This is a genomic window from Paracoccus alkanivorans, assembly GCF_003697785.1.
GTDB classification, from domain to species: domain Bacteria; phylum Pseudomonadota; class Alphaproteobacteria; order Rhodobacterales; family Rhodobacteraceae; genus Paracoccus; species Paracoccus alkanivorans.
The window spans coordinates 213263-237865 of sequence record NZ_QOKZ01000005.1 but is presented as its reverse complement, the minus strand read 5'-3'; the positions used below and the strand labels follow the sequence as shown (position 1 = coordinate 237865).

At 60.5% G+C, this 24603-nt stretch carries 18 protein-coding genes; 12 read left to right on the top strand and 6 right to left on the bottom strand.

The features are described from left to right. Window positions 1-29: 29 nt before the first annotated feature. Both C9E81_RS14475 and C9E81_RS14470 read right to left on the bottom strand, forming a co-directional pair. Complete coding sequence (locus C9E81_RS14475; RefSeq protein WP_122113066.1) at window positions 30-392, bottom strand: DUF4377 domain-containing protein; 363 nt, start codon at window positions 390-392, stop codon at window positions 30-32. Window positions 393-540: 148 nt separating this feature from the next. After that, window positions 541-4446, bottom strand: coding sequence for a non-ribosomal peptide synthetase (locus C9E81_RS14470; protein WP_166461922.1), 3906 nt, complete (start codon window positions 4444-4446; stop codon window positions 541-543). A gap of 317 nt (window positions 4447-4763) precedes the next feature. On the opposite strand from C9E81_RS14470, the gene C9E81_RS14465 reads away from it, so the two are divergent. The 3 genes from C9E81_RS14465 (at window position 4764) to C9E81_RS14455 (ending at window position 7559) form a co-directional block, all read left to right on the top strand. Beyond that, window positions 4764-5084: a hypothetical protein gene (locus C9E81_RS14465; protein WP_122113064.1), complete on the top strand. Its 321-nt coding sequence runs from the start codon at window positions 4764-4766 to the stop codon at window positions 5082-5084. A gap of 10 nt (window positions 5085-5094) precedes the next feature. Next, the gene (locus C9E81_RS14460) at window positions 5095-5475 is read left to right on the top strand and encodes a helix-turn-helix domain-containing protein (protein WP_166461921.1); all 381 of its coding nucleotides are present in this window, start codon (window positions 5095-5097) and stop codon (window positions 5473-5475) included. 431 nt (window positions 5476-5906) lie between these two features. Then, complete coding sequence (locus tag C9E81_RS14455; protein ID WP_122113062.1) at window positions 5907-7559, top strand: FAD-binding dehydrogenase; 1653 nt, start codon at window positions 5907-5909, stop codon at window positions 7557-7559. 518 nt (window positions 7560-8077) lie between these two features. Here C9E81_RS14455 and C9E81_RS14445 read toward each other — a convergent pair. Beyond that, window positions 8078-9109: a LacI family DNA-binding transcriptional regulator gene (locus C9E81_RS14445; RefSeq protein WP_122113060.1), complete on the bottom strand. Its 1032-nt coding sequence runs from the start codon at window positions 9107-9109 to the stop codon at window positions 8078-8080. 254 nt (window positions 9110-9363) lie between these two features. On the opposite strand from C9E81_RS14445, the gene C9E81_RS14440 reads away from it, so the two are divergent. From C9E81_RS14440 to C9E81_RS23545, 9 genes are all read left to right on the top strand, one after another. Beyond that, window positions 9364-10413 (top strand): ABC transporter substrate-binding protein, encoded by a 1050-nt coding sequence (locus C9E81_RS14440; protein ID WP_122113059.1) that lies wholly within the window; start codon window positions 9364-9366, stop codon window positions 10411-10413. Between the two features lie 54 nt (window positions 10414-10467). After that, the gene (locus tag C9E81_RS14435) at window positions 10468-11268 is read left to right on the top strand and encodes an ATP-binding cassette domain-containing protein (protein ID WP_122113058.1); all 801 of its coding nucleotides are present in this window, start codon (window positions 10468-10470) and stop codon (window positions 11266-11268) included. Further along, window positions 11265-12509, top strand: a complete 1245-nt coding sequence (locus tag C9E81_RS14430) for a sugar ABC transporter permease (RefSeq protein WP_122113057.1) — start codon at window positions 11265-11267, stop codon at window positions 12507-12509. The genes C9E81_RS14435 and C9E81_RS14430 overlap by 4 nt, the downstream gene beginning before the upstream one ends. Window positions 12510-12530: 21 nt before the next feature. After that, window positions 12531-13259 carry an SDR family oxidoreductase gene (locus tag C9E81_RS14425; RefSeq protein ID WP_122113056.1) on the top strand — a complete coding sequence of 243 codons (729 nt, stop codon included), beginning with the start codon at window positions 12531-12533 and terminating at the stop codon, window positions 13257-13259. 26 nt (window positions 13260-13285) lie between these two features. Continuing rightward, window positions 13286-14914, top strand: coding sequence for an FGGY-family carbohydrate kinase (locus C9E81_RS14420; protein WP_122113055.1), 1629 nt, complete (start codon window positions 13286-13288; stop codon window positions 14912-14914). A 256-nt stretch (window positions 14915-15170) separates the two neighbouring features. Then, on the top strand, window positions 15171-15458 hold the full coding sequence (locus C9E81_RS14415; RefSeq protein ID WP_122113054.1) for a hypothetical protein: 288 nt from the start codon (window positions 15171-15173) through the stop codon (window positions 15456-15458). 95 nt (window positions 15459-15553) lie between these two features. Next, window positions 15554-16852, top strand: coding sequence for an HlyD family secretion protein (locus tag C9E81_RS14410; protein ID WP_147457600.1), 1299 nt, complete (start codon window positions 15554-15556; stop codon window positions 16850-16852). Then, window positions 16849-19005: a peptidase domain-containing ABC transporter gene (locus C9E81_RS14405; protein WP_208021178.1), complete on the top strand. Its 2157-nt coding sequence runs from the start codon at window positions 16849-16851 to the stop codon at window positions 19003-19005. Before C9E81_RS14410 ends, C9E81_RS14405 begins: the two co-directional genes overlap by 4 nt. A gap of 348 nt (window positions 19006-19353) precedes the next feature. After that, window positions 19354-19569: a Y-family DNA polymerase gene (locus tag C9E81_RS23545; protein ID WP_279432719.1), complete on the top strand. Its 216-nt coding sequence runs from the start codon at window positions 19354-19356 to the stop codon at window positions 19567-19569. Window positions 19570-19802: 233 nt separating this feature from the next. On the opposite strand, the gene C9E81_RS14395 is transcribed toward C9E81_RS23545, so the two are convergent. The 3 genes from C9E81_RS14395 to C9E81_RS14385 all read right to left on the bottom strand — a co-directional run bounded on the left by C9E81_RS14395 (window position 19803) and on the right by C9E81_RS14385 (window position 24478). After that, the gene (locus C9E81_RS14395) at window positions 19803-21116 is read right to left on the bottom strand and encodes a short-chain fatty acid transporter (protein ID WP_122113051.1); all 1314 of its coding nucleotides are present in this window, start codon (window positions 21114-21116) and stop codon (window positions 19803-19805) included. A gap of 90 nt (window positions 21117-21206) precedes the next feature. After that, the gene (locus C9E81_RS14390; RefSeq protein ID WP_122113050.1) at window positions 21207-22484 is read right to left on the bottom strand and encodes an HlyD family type I secretion periplasmic adaptor subunit; all 1278 of its coding nucleotides are present in this window, start codon (window positions 22482-22484) and stop codon (window positions 21207-21209) included. A gap of 242 nt (window positions 22485-22726) precedes the next feature. Beyond that, window positions 22727-24478: a type I secretion system permease/ATPase gene (locus C9E81_RS14385; RefSeq protein ID WP_122113174.1), complete on the bottom strand. Its 1752-nt coding sequence runs from the start codon at window positions 24476-24478 to the stop codon at window positions 22727-22729. Window positions 24479-24603 lie beyond the last annotated feature (125 nt).

The following is a 24603-nucleotide window of genomic DNA, read 5'->3' as shown; positions in this document are numbered from 1 at the left end:
ATGGTAATCGATGATGCCTATGCGTGTGCTCATAACCGCTTGCTCGGGGAGGAGACTTTGCGTTCTTCAAGCACCTGATCGAGGGTAGTTCGGATCGCACTGCTATCCGCTGGCGGGTTCGAGACCGGCTCCTCGATAACGCGAAGTCTGTATTCGGTGCCGGGACGGAAATCGAAGCCTTGAATCTCGCCGTAGAAAAGCTGCCATGGCTGATCCGGGGTTTCGCGGGTCTGCAGACATAGTATCGGTCCCACCCCAGTGCAGGGAACTTTTTGCGGGGCCACGTAAATTTCGTGCACCGACAGTTCCGTCTCATGTTGTTGCACAGGCGATGCGCATCCCGCCGCAACCAATATCAGCAAGGGGATGATACGCGGGCATTGGGATGTCATATTTCTGCTCCTTCAATGCCAGATGGTTAACTCTGAGATGAAGCACTCGACTATCCCGATTGCCCACAAAGCTAGCTTTACTCGGGGCTTTTGTAAAGGCAACGTCTCGGTGTCGTCTGTGTTCGATGTCGTGTTATTTTTGTTGTAGTCACGGGCTGGATTTTCCGATGAGATAGGGCAGGATTGTCGCGATGCTGGCAGGGCCGAGCATATCGTTATGGCTGCACGCCACGGCAATTCGCGTCGCGCCTGAGCGGGAATGGGCTTCCCAGACACCATCCTGCCAATCCAGTAACTCGCTGAGCATCTCGGTTTTACCTTCTGTGGCGCAAAAATCAAGAATAGGAGCGGTGATCCTCTTGGGAATATGGCGTTGCGCGAGTTCAAGATTCGTCTCAGCTACTTCCTGAATTCTGGCGCGGAGCTGCTCGAACCGATTACTACCCTGATTGACGCGGAGCGCTTCGATTTCGGGACGTGTGGCAATCCTTGCGACGAGCTCTTCGATTGTCCGGATATTGGGATCGGGATGCTCTCCCATGAAGATCAGGGTTTGTTGTATGCGGTCATGCTCGTGTATCGACCAGCTTCCCGGATGGAACGGGTAGGCATCAAGCAGGCATAGAGTGGCGACACGCTTTTGCCGGGCTTCCAGTTGAGCCGCGATCTCCTGGGCCGTCAATCCGCCGAAAGACCAGCCGACAAGATGATATGGACCGTCGGGCTGTTCGTTGAGGATCGTCTCCAGATATTCCTGCGCCATCGTTCGCAGATCCGGCCAGACTGCAGGCTCTGTAAGACCGGGAGACTGCAGAACGCAAAGGCCAACCTCTTCGGGAAGCGCTTGAAGCAGTGCAGCGTAACCCCATCCGATCCCCAACACAGGGTGAATGCAGAACAGGGTCGGCGCGTAGCCTGTGCTTTGGCGCAAGTGAAGGACCGCGGAAAGCGGGTCCTGAAAGGGTATCTCTTCGATCTCGCGCGCGAAGGCCCGCAAATCCTGGGCTGCAAAGATGCTGGCGAGGGCGATATTCGTCGAGTATTCGCGGCGGAGAGCGGCAACCAGGCGTGCCGCGGAAAGACTGGTTCCACCGGCCTTGAAGAAATTGTCTTCCAGTTCCAAATCCGCCCGTCCCAATGCCTCACGCGCGATCGCGAGAACCCGCATCTCGGTGGACGTCGGGGCACGCCCCGGCGCAACCTCGTGTCGATCCGAGTAACATGCTCTGGTTTCGAAGGACTGGAGTGCCCTAATATCGACCTTTCCATTCGCGTTGAGGGGGAGCGACGGAAGCTGCACGAACCGTTGTGGAACCATATATGCGGGAAGGTGTTCGCGGATATGGTTCTCGAGTAATGTAGAACTGACATCGGTTGATGCGCAGAAATAGCCCAGCAAAGCACCGGTTGCAGCCGATTGGGTTGCAACCGCATAGCGCACGCCGGGAAAGGTTCGCATGATTTCTTCGATCTCTCCGGCTTCGATCCGATAACCGCGCAGCTTGATCTGGAAATCGATCCGTCCGAGATGCTCGATCTGCCCGTCCTCCGACCAGCGCCCAAAGTCACCGGTGCGATAGAGGCGTCCGAAGAGGCTCTCACGAAACCGCTCTTCAGTCAGGTCCGGTCGGAGGTGGTATCCATTCGCGAGGCCTACTCCACCGATCCAGATTTCGCCGGTGACCCCGACCGGTGAAGGATGACCGAACGGGTCGAGAATATGGATCGTCTCTCCGGCAAGCGGGCGTCCGATTGGAGGATTGCCGTTGAAGCCGGGATGAATCCGGGCGATGGTGGACCAGATCGTCGTCTCTGTCGGACCATAGACATTGTAGAGCGGACCGCCTGCCGCGAGCGCGATCGCGAGGTCGCGTGGTAGTGACTCACCACCGACGATCTTGGTAAGATCGAATATACTTCGGCTGTCCCCTTCGAGCGCTATTCGCCACAGCGCAGGAGTCGCCTGAAGGTGAGTTACCTGCGCCTGTTCGATTCGAGCGGTGAGTCGGTCCGGATCGAGCGTGTCCTGACGCGAGGCTATCTCGACAATTCCGCCCACGGTCAGCGGAAGCAGCAGCTCGAGCGTTGCGATGTCGAATGCGATCGTGGTCACGGCTAGCATACGGATCTTTGCGCTTGCCCCGATTGCATCGCGCATCGATGCCAGCAAGGCGGCGAGGGCCCCGTGCCGGATCTCGACCCCTTTCGGGGTGCCGGTGGAGCCTGAGGTGAAAATCACGTAGGCGAGATGATCTCCTGTTACCCGCCCCTGAAATCCGTCCCAACCGGCAGGCTCCCCAGATAGGAGGGATGTGCCAAGAACTATCGGCTCGCATCCTTCATGAATGCTTTCCGGCGGCATCTCTGCCGATACGAGGAGGGCTTTGGGCCGAGCGGTCCCGAGGATGAGGTCGTTGCGTTTCCGGGGTGCATCGGGATCAAGCGGGAGATATACCGCGCCCATCTTGTGCAGCGCAAGGATCGCAGCGGGCAGAAGGACGTCGCGGTCAAGATACAGGGCTACGATATCACCCTCGACGACATTGCTTTGCCGAAGGACCCTGGCGATCCGCGAAGCCGTCTGGTCAAGTTCGGCATAGCTGAGCTTGTTTCTCCCGTCACTGACAGCGCAATGCCCGGGGTTGTGGAGAAGCTGGTGTTCGAATGCATCCAGCCAGCTCTCACCGGTGGGGATGGGTCCGTTTTCGGACCAGCGAGCGATCGCTTCCGCTTCGCCGGGCAGATAGATCCTTGTCTCACCGATAGGGCTTTCGGGGGTCGATACCATCTCGCCGAGAAGAATATGCAGGCGCTGCACATGCCGTTCCACGTCTGCTGCTGTGTAGAGTCCTGGATTCGCGTCGAGAACGATGGTCAATCCGTGGCCATTTCCACGATCAAAGATGAATGCGGTCAGGTCGTCGACAGATCCGTTGGACAGGTTCGTAACCTCGGCCTTGATGTCGCCGAAGCGCAAGTCGTAGTCGAATGGCTCGAAATTGACAGCCATGGACGCGATCTGCTGCACGGGCCCGCTCATCCCGAGATCCCGACGTACATGCTCGAACCGGTATTTCTGACGTCGCATCGCGCCCATCATCACTTGCCCACATTGGCAAATGAGATCGGAGAAGCTGCCGTTTGCCGGTATGGAAAACCGAAGAGCTACAGCGTTCGCCGCCATCATCGGGACAGCACGTTCATGGTTGGACATCCGCCCCATCACAGGCATTGCCAGAACGAAATCCTCCGCTCCCGTCATCCGGTGGACATATGCGGCGAATGCCGAGACCATGACCTGTGGGAGAGAGGCGCTGGAGGTCGTCGCAAATGCACGTAGGCGGTCACTTTCCCCGATGTCCAGTTGGCGGGTCGCGCGCAACACGCCTCCACTGCGCGTCCCGCCAGTCGAAAGTGTGACGGGCTCCGGGGGAACAGAAAGTTTTTCAATCCAGTAAGCCCGGTCGCGTTCGATCCGCTTTCCTTGCCGATACGCAAGATCCGCTTCGAGAAGTGTGGTTGCAGGAGAGAAGGGGGAGGGGGGAGGCGTATTGCCTTGTTCAAGTGCCGTATAGATATCTGCGCAGCGCCGGGCGAGAAGGCCGCCTGAGAAACCGTCCAGAAGCACGTGATGCGCGCAGTGATACCAGAGATGGTGATCCTCATGCAGGCGGATGAGTGCGGCCCGCCAAAGTTCACCATCCTGATCCTTCAGATCTGCCTGCATCCAGCGCAGCGCCGCTTCATGCGGATCGGCTTCCTCGCTCAGATCGATCAGCGGAATTTTTTCGTCGTAAGTATGTGAAATTTCCAACATCAGACCGTCTTCGTGATCCAGCAACCGGGCGCGCGGCGCCTCGGCTTCCTCTGTCAGATAGTGAAGGGAACGAAGAAAAACCGGGGCATCGAGTTTCCCTTTCAGCGAGAGATACTCCGCGAGGTTGAAGAGATAGCCATCGGGGCTGAGTTGCTGCGCGAGCCAGATTCCGTTCTGGGCAGGACTTGCCGGAACAAGATTGCTGTCAGGGAAGATCGTGGCAGTCTCGAACGGCATGATTGATCCATTTGTAGGGGGCAGGGGAGGATCTGCCGAAACGGCGAGATCGGGGGTGAAAATGCGGATACCGCCGATATGCGGATATGAAGAGATTCTCGATGCCACCATCAGCCGCTAACACGCCAACGTATCCGTTTGGTAAAACCAGAGTATGGAAACTGAGACCCGGTAATCTCCGATCCTTCCAGGCCAGCCCGCCACGCGCTGGTCCGCGTAGCGAGATCTGACACCTTGCCCATATTTCCACCCAGACCAGCTTCGATGAAATCGATACTGTTTGCGCACGATGGCTTGGCCGGCCGCTGGACGAGCCTGTGGTCCTGGAGCACAACCCCTTTTCTCCGGAACTGAAGGAATATTGGGATCGGGTAGTCTGGTCCTTTGATGCACTTCTGAAGCCGGACACTTCTTCCGAGATCGCCATCCGCAACCTGATTGATTACGCGATCACGCTGATGCTGGTGATGCACCCGCATAATTACAGTGATCATTTCGGTCGGCGCGAGACGCTGAGCGAGAAGAATGTGCAGAAGGCTTTGGCCTACATAGAGAGCAACTCTCACCTCCCATCACACCGACCGATGTCGCAACCTATATCGGATGTAGCGCGCAGCTCTTCACAGCGCGTTTTGTGAAAAACTGGGAGTGCCACCACGAACGGTTTTGTATTGGGAACGGATGAGGCGGGCACGGAATGCTTTCCTGGGGGACTTGCAGGCCACATCCCCTGCGGACATCGCCAGGCGCTTCGGCTTCGTTGATCTTGACCGGTTCGTCAGGCGCTATCACACGCGCTACGGCGAAACCCCGGCCGAGACGTTTTTGCAGAGGCGCCCTGCGTCATTGATGGATGAAACGGGTGCAAAGCGGCCCCTCACACCGGCGAAAATAGACCTGCTGCGCCATCATATCGATAATACCCTTGGCGATCCGATCACGGTGGACGGACTCGCGCGGCTCGTGGGAATGACCAGCAGGGCCCTCAGTGCGGCTTTCAAGGACGCGCTTGGGGTCACCCCAGCATAATATGTTCTATCTGAGCGATTAAAATGGGCGCGCTGGCTGCTGGCAAATACCGATGACAGCATCGCGGCGATTGCGTCTGAAACCGGTTTCTCCAGCCAGGCTCATCGCGGGGGACAGGCATGGATGCCGCCGCGCTGTCCGATGTGAAAATGCCCAAAACCTACGACGCCCAATCCGGTCAACCCTGGACGCGTTCATGACTCGCATGCATGCTTCGTGATATCGGAACTCGGGTGAATAATCGTCGCAACAGCCTGATCATAAAGCAGTGACACCCTATCTGTAACGGACTGCAAATACCGGCTGCTTCTTTTGGGCCCCCGTCGTCGTTTCGCTACGGCTCCCCCGCAAAGTATTTGGGGCAAAGAAGGAGCGGCGGTTGACTGTCATGCGACGCTTGCCGGAAGCTGAGCACACGGGGAGGGGCGGCGATGGAAGCGGATGTCATTGTGATCGGGGCCGGACTGGCTGGGCTGGTAGCGGCGAGTGAGGCCGTGCGGCACGGCCAGCGGGTCGTGGTTCTGGATCAGGAAGGAGAGCAGTCTCTGGGCGGGCAGGCTTTCTGGTCGCTTGGTGGTCTGTTCATGGTCGATACGCCGGAACAGCGCCGGATGGGAATCCGCGACAGTCGCGATCTGGCCTTGCGCGACTGGATGGGGACAGCGCGGTTTTCCGGTCCGCAGGACGAACTGCCCCGGAGGATGGCCGAGGCGTTCGTCGATTTCGCCTCGGGTGAAATGCGGGACTGGCTGCATGGGCTGGGCATGCGCTGGTTTCCGGTCGTCGGCTGGGCCGAGCGGGGCGGCGGTCTGGCCGATGGGCATGGCAATTCGGTGCCGCGTTTCCATGTGACCTGGGGTGTTGGCGGCGGGGTCCTGGCGCCATTCCTCCGGCTATGCCGCGAGGCATGTGAAGGGGGAAGGTTGCGTTTCGCGTTCCGGCACCGGGTAAGCGGCCTGCGGGTCGAGGCCGGGCGGGTTCGTGGCGTTGCGGGCGAGGTATTGGCCGGGGATGACGTTTCGCGCGGGCAGCCGAGTAGCCGTGAAGTCGTGGCAAATTTCGAGATGACGGCCGGATCGGTCGTTATTGCCTCGGGTGGGTTGGGTGGAAATCACGACCGGGTGCGCGCGCTCTGGCCGGTCGAGAGGCTGGGGCCGCCTCCGAAACATATGCTGAGCGGTGTGCCGGATCATGTCGATGGACGGATGCAGGAGATTGCCCGGGATGCTGGCGCCCTGATTATCAATGCGGACCGGATGTGGCATTATTGCGAAGGGATCACGAATTTCGCCCCGATTTGGCCTGCGCATGGGATCCGTATCCTGCCCGGGCCGTCCTCGATCTGGCTGGATGCCATGGGACGCCGGATGGAGGCTCCTTGTTATCCGGGTTTCGACACGATGGCGACGCTGCGCCGGATCCGGGAGACGGGCTACGATCATAGCTGGTTCATCCTGACGCAGAAAATCATCGAAAAGGAATTCGCGCTTTCCGGGTCCGAGCAGAACCCCGACTTGGAGAGCGGGCGCTGGCGCGAGGTTCTGCGCGGGCGCCTGTTGTCAAAGGGGGCTCCGGCGCCCGTCGAGGCATTCAAGCGCCGGGGCGATGATTTCGTCGTGGCGAGCGATTTGGAAGAGCTGGTCGCGGGCATGAACCGATTGACGCAGGATGCGCCGCTTGATGCGGCAGCGATCCGGGCGCAGATAGAGGCACGAGATGCCGATCTTGAAAACCCGTTCGGCAAGGATGCCCAGATTGGCGCCATCAGGCGGGCGCGGCTCTATCGCGGGGATCGCTTGCTGCGCACCGCCCGGCTGCATCCCATTCTGGACCCCAAAGCCGGGCCACTGATCGCCGTGCGCCTGCATATCCTGACCCGCAAGACGCTTGGTGGGCTTGCCACCGATCTGCAAGGCCGGGTGCTGGGCGATGACCGCGCTGTTTTCCCGGGACTTTACGCGGCGGGAGAGGTCGCGGGCTTCGGAGCGGGTGGCTATCACGGCCATGCCGCGCTGGAGGGGACGTTTCTGGGCGGCTGTCTCTATTCTGGGCGCGAGGCCGGCAGAGCCGCGTCAGGGAAATAGCTCAATCGCCCGAAATATTTCTTAGCACCGGCGGCATTAACGACGCTCAGTAAGCGGGAAGGACTTCCCATGGATTAATGGAGCATTGTTTCTGGGGGCTCAGGAACTATAGTGATTCATTTAAAATCAGTCTGTTACACGCTCCATGCTTGGCATGATCAGGAGCCATGATCGATATTTCTGGCTGATGCCGCAGCAGATGCAAGATAGTCAGCCTTACTTTCCGAAAGCGTGTGGCCGAGCCCAGTGCGCTGGTCGCAAGGTGCCGAGCGGCATTATCTATGTCAAGAGATATGGGTTGCGTTGGCAGGATGTGCCGGCGGTCTATAGGCCCTATTAAACCCTCTGCAACCCGTTCCATCGACAAACCCTGATTGAGGAGATGCTGTGTGGGCGCGCGCAATGCACGCGGATCGCGGCGTTTGCCGATGCTTCCAAGACGAGTACAGACGATGCCTTCTATGACTCCCCGGCTAGCGGCATCGGAACTACCAACTTCGTGAGTACTGACATGATCACTATGGGTTAACGGGATAATTGTCGATGCCTCGCAAAATGCACGGTATCTTGAGCCTGACATTGCCGGTCGGTGGCGTCTCGACAAGTTCGAAGGTGGCTTCCAGCATTGCCGGGACATTCTGCTCGATCATGCCCACATTCTGGGGAAGAAGGGCGGCGAAGGGGTCCCAATCGAAACAGCCCAAGCGGATATCACCGGAACCGTGCCGCTGTTCGTTCAGCCAGTGGATCACGCCCTCCAGCGTAATCGTCGAATTCACGAACAGGCCGGAGCGATCGGCAAGCGTTTTCGTCCCCATCGCAGCGATGGCCTTGTGGGGTGAGTATCCGGGCATGATGATCCGGTCCGGCAGGACGGACAGCCCTATTTGCCGATGCGCCGCCTTGAAACCGCGCAATCTCTCGGCCGTGTTGTGATCCCGGCCGCGTCCGCCGATGAACCAGAGGGGCTGTATCACGCCGAAATCGCGTTCTATGCGGGACAGTATCAGTGCGGTCAGATCGCGCGCACCGGTGAAATTATCTGACACGATCGACGGCGCGTTGCTGCCGGGAAGATCGAGGTTGATGGCGCGCACGCCTGCCGCCGCGCAGAATTCGCCGATCCGGTCGGGATCGGTGGCACCGGTGACGATCAGGCATTCGGCCTGGTAGGAAATCAACTCGCGCGCGGCCTCGAATTCCAGATCCGGGTCGCGTTGGGTGCAGGTTATGACCGGAAACAATCCACGGGCGCGGGCCATGATCTCGAATTGCTCGGCAATGGCGCCGAAATAGCGGTTATCGTATTTCGGAACGATCATCCCGATGATGCGGGACCTCTCGCGCCGCAGCAGGCTGGCTTGCAGGTTGACGGCATATCCCTGCTCGGTCGCGATCCGCGAGACACGTTCGGCCAATTTCTCGCTGATTCGGCGCTTTTTCCAGGTTCCGTTCAGGATTGAACTGACCGCGCTCGGGCTGGTGCCCGCAATTTCTGCCAGGTCGTAGATCGTTGGTCGCTTTGCGGAATTTCCGTCACTCTCGGCCATGTTTTCCCGATCTGAGATGGCGGCCCAAGACCTGCCGAATACTTCATCTTGACAGGAAAGGGTGCTATCTGCAACGATGCTACATCGATTGAGCATGCATGCTCAATCGGTGGCGCTGCCTGGAGGGCGGCGGGAGGGGAGCGGGGTCTTCATTGGCCATCCGCATTCTGATCGCGTTGCGGCAAGGCCCGGCGCGGCCCGGTTCCCGACCGACGATCCTGCCGGGTGCTCGGGACAAGTGGAGGAAACACGAGATGAAAATCAGACATTCGATCGCGACCGTTTCGGTCGTGGTGGCCGGGCTTCTTGCCACGGCAGTCACAGCCCAGGAGGCGGCCACCGTCGCCTTCCTGATGCCGGACCAGGCATCGACCCGCTATGAAGAGCATGATTTCCCCGGGTTCAAGGCAGCCATGGAAGAGCTGTGCCCGGATTGCGAGATCGTCTATCAGAACGCCAATGCGGACGCGTCCTTGCAGCAGCAGCAGATCAATTCGGTCATCGCGCAGGGCGCGAAGATCATCGTGCTGGACCCGGTGGATTCCTCGGCTGCCGCCGGACTGGTGCAGATCGCCCATAGCCAGGGTGTGAAGGTCATCGCCTATGACCGTCCGATCCCGGATGTGCCAGCCGATTACTACGTCTCTTTCGACAACAAGGGGATCGGTCAGGCCATCGCGCAGTCCCTGGTCGATCACCTGAAGGCCGAGGGTGTGCCCGAGGGGGCCGGGGTGTTGCAGATCAACGGTTCGCCCACCGATGCGGCGGCGGGGCTGATCCGCGACGGGATCGACGCGGCGCTGGATGGATCCGAATACAAGACGCTTGCCGAATACGACACGCCTGACTGGGCTCCGTCCAAGGCGCAGGAATGGGCGGCTGGCCAGATCAACCGCTTTGGCGGCGAGATCACCGGGATCGTCGCCGCGAATGACGGCACGGCAGGCGGGGCGATTGCGGCGTTGAAAGCTGCCGGAGCCGATCCGCTTCCGCCGGTCACAGGCAATGACGCGACCATCGCGGCGCTGCAACTGATCATCTCAGGCGATCAGTACAACACGATCTCGAAACCGTCCGAGATCGTGGCGCGTGCCGCCGCCGAGGTGGCCACGACCTTCCTGAAAGGCGAGACGCCGGAGGCTAAGACGACACTCTATGACACGCCGTCCGAGCTGTTCGTGCCCGCCGTCGTCACGCGCGAGAACATCAAGGCCGAGATCTTCGACAAGGGTATCCAAACACCGGAAGAGGTCTGCACCGGCGATTATGCCGAAGGCTGCCGGGAACTGGGCATTCTTCAGTAACCGAATGTCACGGTGCGCGTCCAGGCGCGCGCCGCTATCACGGAGGAACACCGCATGGGCTCAAGCCAATCCACAACAGGCGAACCGATCCTCAGGCTGCGCGGCGTGTCCAAGCAGTTCGGGGCGGTTTCGGCGCTGACCGACATCGACCTGGACATTCATGCCGGCGAGGTCGTGGCGCTGGTCGGAGACAATGGCGCTGGAAAATCCACGCTGGTCAAGACATTGGCCGGAGTGCATCAGCCGACTGCGGGCAGTATCGAGTTCATGGGCAGGCCCGTGACCCTGGACAGCCCCGGCACCGCGCTGGATCTGGGCATCGCGACCGTCTTCCAGGATCTTGCGCTGTGCGAGAACCTAGACGTGGTCGCCAACCTGTTCCTCGGGCACGAGTTGGCGCCCTGGGCGCTGGACGAGGTGCAGATGGAGGTGCGCGCCTGGACGTTGTTGCAGGAACTGGCCGCCCGCATCCCTTCGGTCCGCGAACCCATCGCCTCGCTTTCGGGTGGGCAGCGGCAGACGGTCGCCATCGCGCGCTCGCTGCTGCTGGAGCCCAAGATCATCATGCTGGACGAGCCGACCGCCGCGCTTGGCGTCGCGCAGACCGCCGAGGTGCTGAACCTGATCGAGCGGGTGCGTGACCGGGGGCATGGCGTCGTGCTGATCTCGCATAACATGGAGGATGTGCGCGCCGTCGCCGACCGTGTGGTCGTGCTGCGATTGGGCCGCAATAACGGCGTTTTCGATGCCAATACTTCGAACGAGGAACTGGTCGCCGCGATCACCGGCGCGTCTGAGAATTCGGTCTCGCGCCGCCGGGCCCGCAAACTCGAAGAAATGGATCATTCATCATGACCGAAGAGAAAAGTCCCACCGCGCTGGACCGGTCCGACAGCCGGGTCCGCCATGACGAAGGCATCATCGGTGCGGTCCGCGCCTTCATGGATCGTATTCGTTCGGGTGATCTGGGCATGCTGCCCGTTGCGGTCGGCCTCGTGCTGATCGCGACCGTCTTCACCTCGCTGAACCCGGTCTTCCTGGCGCCGAACAATCTCGTGAACCTGCTGTTCGATGCCGCGGCTGTCGGTTGCATCTCGCTTGGTGTCGTCTGTGTCCTGTTACTGGGGCAGATCGATCTGTCGATCGGCTCGATGAGCGGGCTTGCCTCGGCATTGATGGGGGTGCTGTGGGTCAAGATGGGGCTGCCGGTTCCGCTGGCGATCCTTGCGGCGCTGGCCGCGGGGGCACTGGCCGGACTGGTCTATGCCAGCTTCCTGAACCGGTTCGGGATGCCCAGCTTCGTTTCAACGCTGGCCGGGTTGCTGGCGCTGCTGGGGATGCAGCTTTACCTGCTTGGCTCTACCGGGTCGATCAATCTCAACTACAATTCGGCCCTGGTGCGCTTTGGCCAGATCCTGATCATGCCGGCCTGGCTCAGCTATCTGCTGGCGGTTCTGCCGGGGGTGGTCATCGTCGTCACGGGGCTGCGCGCCATGCGCCGCCGAGCCGAGGCCAACCTGTCCAATCCGGGGCTGAGCGTGCTGCTGGCCAAGACGGGCCTGCTGACCGTCGCGCTTCTGATTGCCGTGTCATATCTGAACACGGGCCGTGGCGTGCCTTACATGTTCGGGCTGTTCGTGCTGTTGGTCGTGATCATGAACTATGCACTGACCCGCACGAAATGGGGGCGTTCGATGTTCGCCGTCGGCGGCAATAGCGAGGCCGCCCGCCGCGCGGGCATCAATGTCAACCGCATCCGCCTGTCAGCCTTCATGCTGTGTTCGACACTGGCCGCGCTTGGCGGGGTGCTGTCGGCGGCCCGGCTGGCCTCGTCCAGCCAGCAGGCGGGCACCGGGGACGTGAACTTGAACGCCATCGCCGCGGCGGTGATCGGGGGAACTTCGCTGTTCGGCGGGCGCGGCTCGGCCTGGTCGGCGCTGCTGGGGGTGCTGGTCATCCAGGCGATCTCGAACGGGCTGACATTGCTCAATCTCAGCTCGTCGCTGCGCTACATGATCACCGGCGCTGTTCTGGCCATCGCGGTCATCGTCGACTCGCTGGCCCGCCAATCCCGCGCAAGCCACGGCCGTGCGTGACCCGAAGACAGGAGAAAAAAGATGGCTGAACTGATGACAGGCAAGGTCGCGGCAATCACCGGCGCGGCCTCGGGGATCGGGCTGGAATGCGCAAGAACGCTGCTGGCCGAGGGGGCGACGGTCGTGCTGATCGACCGTGCAGCGGACCGGCTGGAAAAGCTGTGCGATGAACTTGGACCGCAGGCGAAACCGCTGGTCGTCGATCTGCTGGACGGTGCGCAGGTGGATACGATGGCGGCGCGGATCGAAGAGATCGCCGGGCCGCTGGACATCCTGCATGCCAATGCCGGCACCTATATCGGCGGGGCGGCGGCCGAGGGCAATCCCGATGACTGGGACCGGATGCTGAACCTGAACATCAATGCGGCCTTCCGCTCGGTCCGCGCCGTCCTGCCCGGAATGATTGAACGCAAGAGCGGCGATGTCATCTTCACCTCCTCGGTGGCGGGCGTCGTGCCGGTCGTGTGGGAGCCGATCTACACGGCCTCGAAATTCGCGGTGCAGGCCTTTCTGCATACGACGCGGCGGCAGGTGTCGCAGCATGGCATCCGCATGGGCGCGGTGCTGCCCGGTCCGGTCGTGACCGCGCTGCTGGACGATTGGCCCAAGGCCAAGATGGAAGAGGCGCTGGCCAATGGCTCGCTGATGCAACCCAGGGAAGTGGCCGAGGCGGTGCTGTTCATGCTGAGCCGCCCGCGCAATGTCGTCATCCGCGATCTCGTCATCCTGCCGAATAGCGTCGATCTGTAACGGCCGGTCATTCACGAGGATTTCCCATGACAGAAGACCAATCCGAAGGCGCGTCGGACGCCTTGTTTCTTGGCGTCGATGTCGGCTCGGGCAGTGCGCGTGCGGGTATTTTCGACGCGGCAGGCCGGATGCTTGCGTCAGCCAAGCGCGACATCATCCTGTGGCGCGAAGGTGCCGAGATCGCCGAGCAATCCAGCGAGGATATCTGGTCCGCCGTCTGCGCATCCGTGCGCGAGGCGGTGGACAAGGCCGGGATCGATCCGGCCCGCGTGGCGGGGATCGGCTTTGACGCCACCTGTTCGCTGGTCGTGCTGGGCGAGGGTGGTGCTCCGGTCTCGGTCAGTGCCTCGGGCGATGACGCACGCAATATCATCGTCTGGATGGATCACCGCGCCGTTCGGCAGGCCGAGCGGATCAACGCGACCGGCCATCCGGTGCTGCGCTATGTCGGGGGCGTGATCTCGCCCGAGATGGAAACGCCCAAGATCCTGTGGCTCAAGGAGAACATGCCGCAAAGCTATCGCAGCGCCTGGCAATTCATGGATCTGGCGGATTTCCTGACATGGCGGGCAAGCGGCGATCTGGCGCGATCGACCTGCACCGTGACCTGCAAATGGACCTATCTGGCCCATGAGAGCCGGTGGGACCCGGATTATTTCCGCCAGATCGGCCTGACAGAACTGGCGGATGAGGATTTCGCCCGGATCGGCAGGCAGGTCGTCGCCCCCGGCACCCCGCTTGGGCAGGGGCTGACGGCCGAGGCAGCGGCGGAAATGGGCCTTCGTCCGGGGACACCGGTCGCGGCGGGTTTGATCGACGCCCATGCGGGCGGGATCGGCACGGTCGGGGTCGAGGGCAGGCCGCAAGACAATCTCGCCTATGTTTTCGGCACCTCCTCTTGCACCATGACCTCGACGGACGAGCCGGTCTTCGTTCCGGGTGTCTGGGGCCCCTATTATCAGGCGATGGTGCCGGGATTGTGGCTGAACGAGGGCGGGCAATCCGCCACCGGCGCGGCTATCGACCAACTCCTGTCCTTTCATCCCGCCTCAGCCGAGGCGCGGGAAGCGGCTGGCAAGGCCGGGCAACCGCTTCCCGTCTGGCTGGCCGGGCAGGCAAGCGCCGCCGCCCCGTCGCTTTCGTCGGCCATCGACCTGGCGGACGGAATACATGTCGTGCCCGAGTTTCTCGGCAACCGCGCGCCCTTCGCCGATCCGCATGCCCGGGCGATGATCGCCGGGCTGGGCATGGAACGTGATGTCGATAACCTCGTAGCCCTTTATATCGCTGGGATCAGCGGTATCGGATATGGATTGCGCCAGATCATCGAGACGCAGGAACAGGCCGGTGCAACGGTGCGCCGGATCGTGATCTCGGGCGGGGCGGGAGAGCTTGACCTCGTGCGGCAGCTTCTGGCGGATGCGGTGAATATTCCCGTGGTGGCCGTGTCCGCCGAACAACCGGTCCTGCTGGGTTCCGCCATTCTTGGAGCATTGGCGGCAGGTCATTTCCGGGAGATGCGTCAGGCGATGGAATCGATGTCACATATGTCGCGGGAATGCCTTCCCGATTCAGCCGCATCGCGCCAGACGCATGACCACCGCTACAACGCCTTCCGCTGCCTGCAGGAGGCGGGGCGGAGGATCAAGCGATGATCGAATATCGGTGCTTAGAATGTTAGAGTCAGGACACATACCCAGAACATGACGGTTGCAGCGAGAGCGACGGCGGAGAGGAAGACCTTGGGGCATCTGTGGTAACGGGTCGCCACGCGCCGCCAGTCCCTGAGCCTGCCGAACATGATCTGGTTATGAGATCTGACCCTAATATCTGAGTTGACAAACGGTACTATGACCTCAAGACTTCGTTACGTCACGTGATTAATGCGTGATTACACCAGGAGAGAAAGAAATGCTTGATTTTACATACGCTCCTCAGGCGGATGCAGAAACTGCCCTTCGCCCTCTGGACGAGTTTGAGATTGACGCTGTTTCTGGCGGTGTAACTTTTGATGAGGCTTTCGACACGTTTATCGCTGGTGGTGCGATGCTTGGCCAAGGAGCTGCAATGCTTGTTGCAGGTGCTTGGACGGGAGTTGCCTTGACTCCGGGACTTATTCTGGATTCGCTTGGCGGTCTTCCTGGCATCCCCGATGTTCCTGGACTTCCCGATGTCCCTGGCCTGCCGAGCGTAGCATAAGGCAGAGTTGGAGAGAAAATGGCCAGAGCGGTTTTCCGCTCTGGTTTTCTTGTGTTCATCGATAGCAAGCCAATTTCCACAATATTGGGATAATCGTGAATCAACCTCTCGACAGCCTTTTCCGGCAAGAGGTTCAGGAGGCACGCTCCTCTGCCTGGTTAGGGCGACCGGCACTTCCATCGAACGTTCCGCTGCGTGTCATGGCGAGTCTGTCATTGCTCATCATGCTTCTTCTCTGTGTGCTGCTGATTTTCGGGCAGTATACCCGCCGGGTACGAGTCCAGGGCATCGTACTTCCCACCCAGGGATTGACCCATGTTTCTTCCCCTGTGACCGGATGGATTCGGGATCAGCGAGTCAGTGAAGGCGATCTCGTCTCGCAGGGAGAGGTTCTTTATACGATCAATCACGAAAGAACCACGTCACTCGGCCGTACTCAAAGCGTTGTCGTCGATCTGCTGCGGCAGCAACGCCAGGAACTGGAAAGAGATCTCGAGCGCCAAAAAAATATAGACAGGGGCAGGAAGCAAGCGCTGCAGACACAGGAACAGCATCTGGCCCGCGAAGCGAAGCAAGTTGCGGCACAAATCAAAGTCGCTGAAAAAAACGCCGAGACTTTCGGAACCCTGGTTGATCAACAAGAGGTCTATATTTCGAAGGGAATATCGACCTCTCGTGAGCACCGCGCACTCCTTCAGGCATATATGAATCTGCAGACACAGCTTGCCGCTCTTACCCGTGATCGTGTGCAGATTGCCGCAAGGCTGTCGGAGGTTAGAGATGAACTCGAGATCTTCGATCTGGAGGCTGCTGCCGATTACAGTATGCGACAGCAGCAACTTATCGATCTCAAGCGTCAGATCGCTCAAAGTGAGGCGGAACGGGAAATATCGGTAACCGCACCACGAGATGGAAAGGTCACGGGAATTGTCACGCAGGCAGGCCAGACCGTGTCCACGGGAATGCCATTGCTTACCATTCTGCCGGATGGAAAGGAATCTCTTGAAATACAGCTCCTGACGCCAAGCGATGCGATCGGTTTCGTGCAGCCGGAGCAAAGGGTCTTGTTGCGTTATACAGCATTCCCGCATCAGAAATTCGGTCAATTCCCCGGAACGGTTTCTATGATTTCACGAACAACCTTGCGTCCCGAGGAAGTGACGCAATTTCTGTCTGGCGGCATCGGCAACAGTCAGATGAATTCTGTTTATCGTGTGACCGTCAAGCCGGATCAAAATTATATCCTCGCTTACGGACGACAAGAGCCGCTGCAGGTGGGAATGCAATTGGAAGCGGATATTCTGGTGGAAACACGCCCGCTTTATCAATGGATCCTGGAGCCGTTGTATGGCCTTCGCGGATATTTGTCTTCGGCGGAAAGTTCAAACTTGTGACCACGGAAAATATGCACTCGAAGCTGTTTGAGCGGATTACCGGCGCGTTACGAACGGGAACTCCGCTTCTGGTCCAGACAGAAGCCGCCGAATGCGGACTGGCATGTCTTGGCATGATTGCGGGACATCACGGGCATCGTATTGATCTTACCGCGATGCGCCGCCGATTCGTGGTTTCCCTCAAGGGCGTGACGTTGCGCGATCTTATCAAGCTTGGTGGTGAGTTGAAGCTTGCAACCCGCGCCCTGCGCCTGGATCTGGGCGGTCTCAGGCAGTTGCGCCTGCCCTGCATCCTCCACTGGGACCATTCGCATTTCGTTGTGTTAACGGCGGTTAAGGGAAACAAGGTCACGATTCACGATCCGGCAGTGGGTCGGCGCGTGCTATCGCTTGCCGAAGTGTCGCAGCATTTCACCGGTGTCGCTCTTGAGGCGTGGCCGACGAGTGAATTCGAAAAAAAACATGAAAGTACAGGCATCGGCCTCATCGGCATGTTGCGGCAGACCTCTGGTATTCGTCGCGCAGCGATTCAGGTGCTGGCCGTCTCGGTTCTGCTTGAGGCGGTCACGATCGCGATGCCGATCGGTTTCCAGATTATTCTCGACGAGGTCGTAGTCGCGGCCGATCTGGATCTCCTGACATTGATTGCTATTGGTCTCGGGCTTTTGTTGGCAATGAAGGTCGTGGCGAAATTCATTCGATCATGGAGCACCATGATCTTCGGCGCGAGTCTCATATTGCAGTGGAAAGTAAGCCTGTTTGATCAACTGACACGATTGCCGCTGGACTTTTTCGAAAAGCGTCATGTCGGCGATGTGGTCTCTCGCTTCGGATCACTTGATTCCATTCAAAGAACCATAACGACAAAGGCAATTGCCGTTCTTCTCGACGGTGTCATGTCAATCGCGCTGTTGGTCATGATGTATCTTTACGGCGGCTGGCTGGTTTTCATCGCTATCTCGGTTACGCTTATATATATCTTGCTGCGCTTGGTTACCTATTGGCATTTTCGATTGCTTTCCGAAGAGGCGATCGTTTATCAGGCAAAGGAAAATTCACATTTCATGGAGAGCGTGCGGGGGATCGCAAGTATCAAGGCTCTCAATCTTGAACAACGCCGGCGGGCTGTCTGGATCAATTATCTCGTTGATCGCGTGGGAGCACAGCTGCGGACGGAAAGATTCAATATCATATTCTCATCCGCTGCCGAGATATTGTTTGGTATTGACCGGATCTTAATGATTTATTTCGGTGTTCAGGCCATTTTTGCCGAGGATATGACCGTAGGGATGTTAATCGCTTTCCTGGCTTATAAAGATCAGTTCACCGGACGCGGCAACAGTTTCGTCGATACGCTAATGGAAATGCGCATGCTGTCATTGCACGGGGAACGTATCGCCGATATCGCGCTCGCCGAAGTGGAGGATGATGGCGAATTGCACCCGTCAGAAGCAACCGTTGCAGCGAAAACAGGTCCGAGCACTATGACAGTGCGTGGGCTACGCTTTCGCTATGCCGATAATGATCCCGATATCTTCAAGGATCTCAACTTCGAAATCCGGGCCGGAGAGTGCGTCGGTATTGCCGGCCCGTCCGGAGTAGGCAAGTCGACGTTGTTAAAGATTATGGGAGGTTTGATCCGCCCGACCGACGGGCAGGTTTTGATTGACGGCGTTTCCATCTCTGCGATGGGGTTGGCGGGGTATCGGGATCGGGTTGGATGCGTTCTTCAGGAAGATCGGTTGTTTGCCGGTTCAATCGCCGAAAATATCAGTGGTTTCGAGCCGGGAATGGATTTGGCACGTGTTCAGACATGCGCAAGAATGGCTGCCATTCACGATGAGATAATTCGAATGCCAATGGGCTACGAAACACTTTCGGGGGATATGGGCAATGCGCTATCCGGGGGGCAGCGCCAGAGAATAATCCTGGCCCGCGCACTTTATCGGAACCCGGGCATCCTGTTGCTTGACGAAGCTACAAGTCATCTCGACCAAGGAAATGAAGCAATAGTAAACGAGGTGTTGCGGCGTCTCCCGATTACGCGTGTGATTGTTGCGCATCGCCCGTCAAGCCTTGCAGTTGCAGATCGTGTGATAGAACTGAGTTCCTCGCAGGAAGGCGCAATTGCCAATTTCAAAATAAAGCATTAAGCAGAAAGATGAAATTCTTTCTTCGTTGTCTTCATTCTTTTTGTCGTGATTATTATCTGCGAGCTGGATGTAAGTCGTAGGTATTCAACCGGTGGTCGTAGTGCGCTCACGGTGCCATCCCGCCGTGCAGAAGGATTACCGAACGCGTGCCGAGTTCCTGCCTGATGCCCAGTGATAACGCTGTGCCGTATATTTTTGCGCAGATATTCTATGCCTTGTTCCCCCGGGTTTATTGAATCGCGAAGGCATATATGCCGAAGTGGTGCGTAAATACCATCGAAGAGCTTATTATGTGCAATTCTGGGGGAAGGTCATTCTGCCAACTATTGAAAATAGTATGCATATGACATGGATGCTTTTTATGCGTCGGTTGAGCAGCGCGATCACCCGGAACTGCGGGGCAAGCCCGTCGCCGTGGGCGGAGCAGCACTGCGCGGCGTGGTGGCGGCGGCCGAGATGCTGGCGCTCGCCCGAGATGCTGGTGCTCGCCCGGGAACTGGCCGCGACCGTGCTGCCCGACCCGCGCGGCGCCCGCCTGCTGGGCATCACCCTGTCGGGCTTTGAACAGGACGAGGGCCGCGACGGGCCCAGCTTGACCTGTTCGAGGATCGCTAGGACCGGGGCGGCCGATCGGCAACCGGTCGGTCGTCGCCCACCGCCCTCTCTTCTTCTAGCAAATATCCTGTGGGGGTTGCCGGTTGAGGTGCCACTGGTTCGAAAACCTGCCGGTGACGGGGGCAAGGCCCCTTAGCCATCGCGGGACGCATTTTCCGGTAGGTTAGGTAGTTCCCGCACGGTCACAGCAGGTAGAGCAGCACCCCGATGATGATCCCTGTGATCAGCAGCTGCACGACGCAGAACCCCATGATGTCGCGCGCTTTCAGGCCGGCGATGCCCAGCATCGGCAGGGCCCAGAAAGGTTGCAGCAGGTTGGTCCACGCGTCGCCCCATGCGACCCCCATTGCCACGCGCCGGATATCCGCCCCCAACGCTTCTGCGGCGGGCAGCATGACCGGTGCCTGCACCGCCCATTGCCCGCCTCCGGATGGCACGAAGATATTGACGATCCCGGCGCTGATGAAGCTCCAGAACGGCAGTGTTTGTGCCGTCGAGATCGACACGAACCATTCCGACAGGCTGGCAGCCAGTCCGCTATCGGTCATGATCGCCATGATGCCGGCATAGAAGGGAAACTGGATCACGATCCCGGCGCCGCCGCGCACGCCCTCTTCCAGCGCGCCCAGCAGGCTGCGGGCCGTGCCGTGGCAGAGGATACCCAGGAACAGGAACAGGAAATTCACCACGTTGAGATTGATGCCTCCGCCGCCGGCGAAATAGAAGGCCAGCCAGACCAGGCCGGGCACCCCGATCAGCCACATCAGGATCATGCTGTTCTCCAGCCGTTCGGCCGGGGTCGCATCGACAGGCAGGCGGCGGGATGAGGCGGTGCCATCCAGTTTGGCCGGATCGACCAGCACCTGTTCATGTTCCAGCGGCATCATCAGCCGGTTGACGAGCGGCACGGCAATGACCAGCGCCAGAACGATCACCAGGTTCCAGGCCGAGAAGATCGTCTCGGATGTCGGGATTACCCCGATCTGCTCGGCGGTGAAATGCCCTTCTGTGGCGATGGTCAGCGGAATCGAGCCCGACACCCCGCCATGCCAGATGACGAAACCGGAATAGGCCGCGGCCACGAGCAGCCTGTAGTCCACCCGGATCTGGCGTGCCAGCTCCTTGGCGAAGATCGCGCCGACGACAAGGCCGAAGCCCCAGTTCAGCCAGCTTGCCGCGAGAGACACGAGCGAAACCAGAATGATCGCCGAGCCGCGCGATGTCGCCAGCCCGGCAATTGCCGCAAGCAATCGCTTGACCGGGGGCGAACTGGCCAGGATAAAGCCGGTCACCAGGACCAGCAGCATCTGCATGGCGAATTGCAGCAATGCCCAGAAGCCATTGCCCCACATCTCGACCAGCGCGACCGGGGATGTTCCCTGCGTGACGATGGCCGCCACGGCAGCCAGCAATGTCAGGACAATGACGAAGATGAACGGGTCGGGCAACCAGCGTTCCATCAGGCGGGTGGCTGGCCGGGACAGGGCTCTGAGCATTGGTAATCTTCTCCACGAGTAACGGTCGGAAGGTGAGGCAGCCAGGGCGGAAAGACAAGCCGTTCCTGCGACGCCACCCGCCTTGGGGTTCTAGCTTTCGCGGAAGGCGCGGTTGAAGTAATCCGTCAGCGGCTTCAGCAGATAGGCCATCGGGCTACGCTCGCCGGTCTGGATATAGACCTCGACCGGCATGCCCGGGATCAGGGCCAGATCGCCCAGCTTCTCCAGTTCTTCGGGCGGGATGGTGACCTCGGCGCGGTAATAGGGCGCACGGGTTGCCTCGTCGATCAGCGCATCGGCCGAGACGCGTAGCAGCTTGCCGTCAATCTCGGGCGTGGTCCGTGACGAGAAGGCGGCAAAGCGCAGGACTACGGGCTGGCCCGGCTGCACCTCGTCGACATTGATGGTGGCGACGCGCGCACCGATCACCAGCGGCCGGTCCTGCGGCACGATATACATCAGCGGATCGGCTGCGCGGATGACCGAGCGGGGCGTTGTGACCTTCAGGTCATAAACGATGCCGCCCGCGGGCGCGCGCAATTCCAGCCGGCTGATCTGCTCGATCAGGCTGCGGCGGCGCTCCACCAGTTCCAGTTCGCGATAGCCCTGATCGCGCAGCTGGGTCTCTGCCTCTTCGCGGCGTTCGGCGGCCATCCGCAGGCGTTGCACATCCAGTTCGCTCTGCTGGGTTTCGGCCGATGCGCGGCCGGCCTGCAATTCGCCGATCTGCCCGTCGATGCGGGCCGCTTCGCGCCGCAGGGCCAGTACGCGGGATGCCTGGGCCAGGCCGCGATCCAGAAGTGATTGCTGGTCTTCGAGTTCCTGCCCGATCAACTCGCGCTGCTCGGACATGGCGGCAAGCTGGGCATCGATCCCGGTGATCTGTTCCTGCACCTGCTCGGATTGTTTCGCCAATTGCTGCAGCGATTGGGTCAGCGTGTCGCGGCGGGCCATGAACAGGCTTTTCTGGCCCTCGATCAGGGCGGCCAGCTCGGGGTCGTTGGTGGCCGCATCAAGCAGCTCTGCCGGAAAGCTGGGGGTGTCGGCATTGGCACGCTCGGCCTCCAGCCGGCCACGGCGGGCGAGGATTTCGAAATACTGGCCCTCGACGATGGCAAGCTCGGTCTTCAGCAGGGTGCCGTCCAGCCGCAGCAGAGCCTGGCCGGCCGATACTGTTTCGCCCTCGTCGACCAGGATTTCCTCGACCACGCCACCATCGGGATGCTGAACGACCTGGCGCTGCTGTTGCACCTCTACCTGACCCGAGGCGACCACGGCACCTGCGATACGGCTTTGGGTGGCCCAGATGCCGAAGCCGCCAATCAGCAGGATGATGGCGGCAGTGCCAAGCAGTAGCGGTCCACGCATGGACCAGCGTTCCGGTCCGGGTGCGGCAGGCGGTGCGGGCGGTGGCAGAGGCGAGGAGGGGGATGACTCGACCGATGGCTGGGGGGGCTCTGCCCTTCTGGCCCGGGGTGACGGGTTCGCAATCTGCGGGGTGGTCGGCCAGGGCAGGTTTTTTTCGCCCGGGCCGGTCGGGTCCGCAGAGCCGCTCCTGTCCGCAGAAACCGGGCTTCCGGCGATTCGACCGGAAGGCTTGCCGTCATCGCTCATGTCACGCCCCCCCGGTCACCGGCCTTCCGGGCGCTGAGAATCTGCGCCGAATTCTGCACCATTTCCTTCAGCACCGCGTCGCGTGGGCCAAGGGCGCGGCGGGTTCCCTGCTCCAGCACCATCAAAAGCTCGCATTCGGTGATGGCCGCCGGGCGATGGGCCATGATGATCACGGCCCCGCCCTGTGCCTTGACGCGCCGGATCGCCTGGTTCAGCGCCTCGGAACCCTGGTTGTCGAGGTTGGAATTCGGTTCGTCCAGAACCAGCAGGACCGGATCGGGATACAGCGCCCGGGCAAGACCGATGCGCTGGACCTGACCGCCCGACAGCCGCCCGCCGGTCTGGCTGATCCTTGTATCGTAACCCTCCGGCAGATCGAGGATCATCTGATGCGCTGCCGCCGCCTGCGCCGCCCGGACCACGCGCCCGGGATCAGGGTCGGGTGCAAGGCGGGCGATATTCTCGGCGATGGTGCCGTCGAACAATGTCACCTGCTGGGGCAGGTAACCGATCAGGTTGCCCAGCACATCCGGCCGGTATTGATCCAGCGGCGCCCCTCCCAAGCGGATCGATCCCGCCGCGATCGGCCATGCCCCGATCAGGGCACGCGCAAGGGTCGATTTTCCCGCCCCGGAGGGCCCGATCACGCCAAGTGCCTGCCCGGGCTCGAGCGCAAAGCTGACACCGCGCAGTGCCGGCCTGTCCTGTCCGGGAGCCACGACACTGACCTGCCGCGCCTCGATCCGCGCGGTTGGCCGGGGCAGCGGGGTCTGCGGCGCCTCGGGGGGATGTTTGCTCAGCAGCCGGGCGAGGCGTTCGCGCCCGTCCTGCGCGGCCTGCACCAGTGCCCAGCCACCGACCAGTTGCTCCACCGGGGCGAGGGCGCGGCCCATCATGATCGAAGCGGCGATCATCGCGCCGGGCGTCAGTTCCTCGCGCAGGACCAGCCACGCGCCCGCCGCCAGCATCGCGCTTTGCAGGAACAGCCGGAAACTGCGCGAAAACACGGTGAAACCGGCAGATAGATCGGCACCGCGCACCGATTGCTCCTGCGCCTCGGCACGCAATTTCCGCCAGCGGGCAAAGGTCGCGCCGCGCATGCCGAGCGCGCCGATCACCTCACCCTCGTTGTGGTAGAGATCGGACATCCGCTGCGCCTGGTTGGATGCGATCAGCGAATCCCGCAACGGCGCCTTGGAGAAAATCCGGTTGGCGATGGTCGACATCACCAGGATCACCCCGCCGGCCGTGGCGACGACCCCCAGCAGAGGATGGAAGATATAGACCGCCGCGAGGAAAACCGGCGCCCAGGGCAGATCGAAGATCGACAGCATCACGGGCGAGCCCATGAAACGTTGCACCGCATCCAGATCGCGCATGCCGCTGGCAGTTGCAGCAGGATCGTTACCCGCCATCGCCCCTTCGCGTAATGCCGCATCAAAGACTCGGGGCTCCATGCGGTTCTGGAACCGGGCGGCGATCCGCTGCGACACCCGGTTGCGGGCCAGGTCGATGATGCCCATCAACAGGAACAGGAAGACGACGAGGACGAACAGTGCCGTCAATGTCTCGACCGAGCGTGACGCAAGCACCCGGTCATAGACCTGCAGCATGAAGAGCGGGCCGGTGAGCATCAGCAGGTTGACGGCAGCCGAGAACAGTGCCACCGCGACGACAAGGGGCAATCCCGCCGAGCCGTTGCGGCGAAGTTCGCCTCTGCCGTCATGGGGGCCGGATCGCCCGTTCATCCGCATGTCGCACTCACAACCTGACTACACATTTCCGGTGTATCAATACAGCAGCACGGGCTTACCGCAATCCCAAGCGGCACCAAACGCCGTCAAAACCCATGCCATATGAGTTTTGGCGGCAA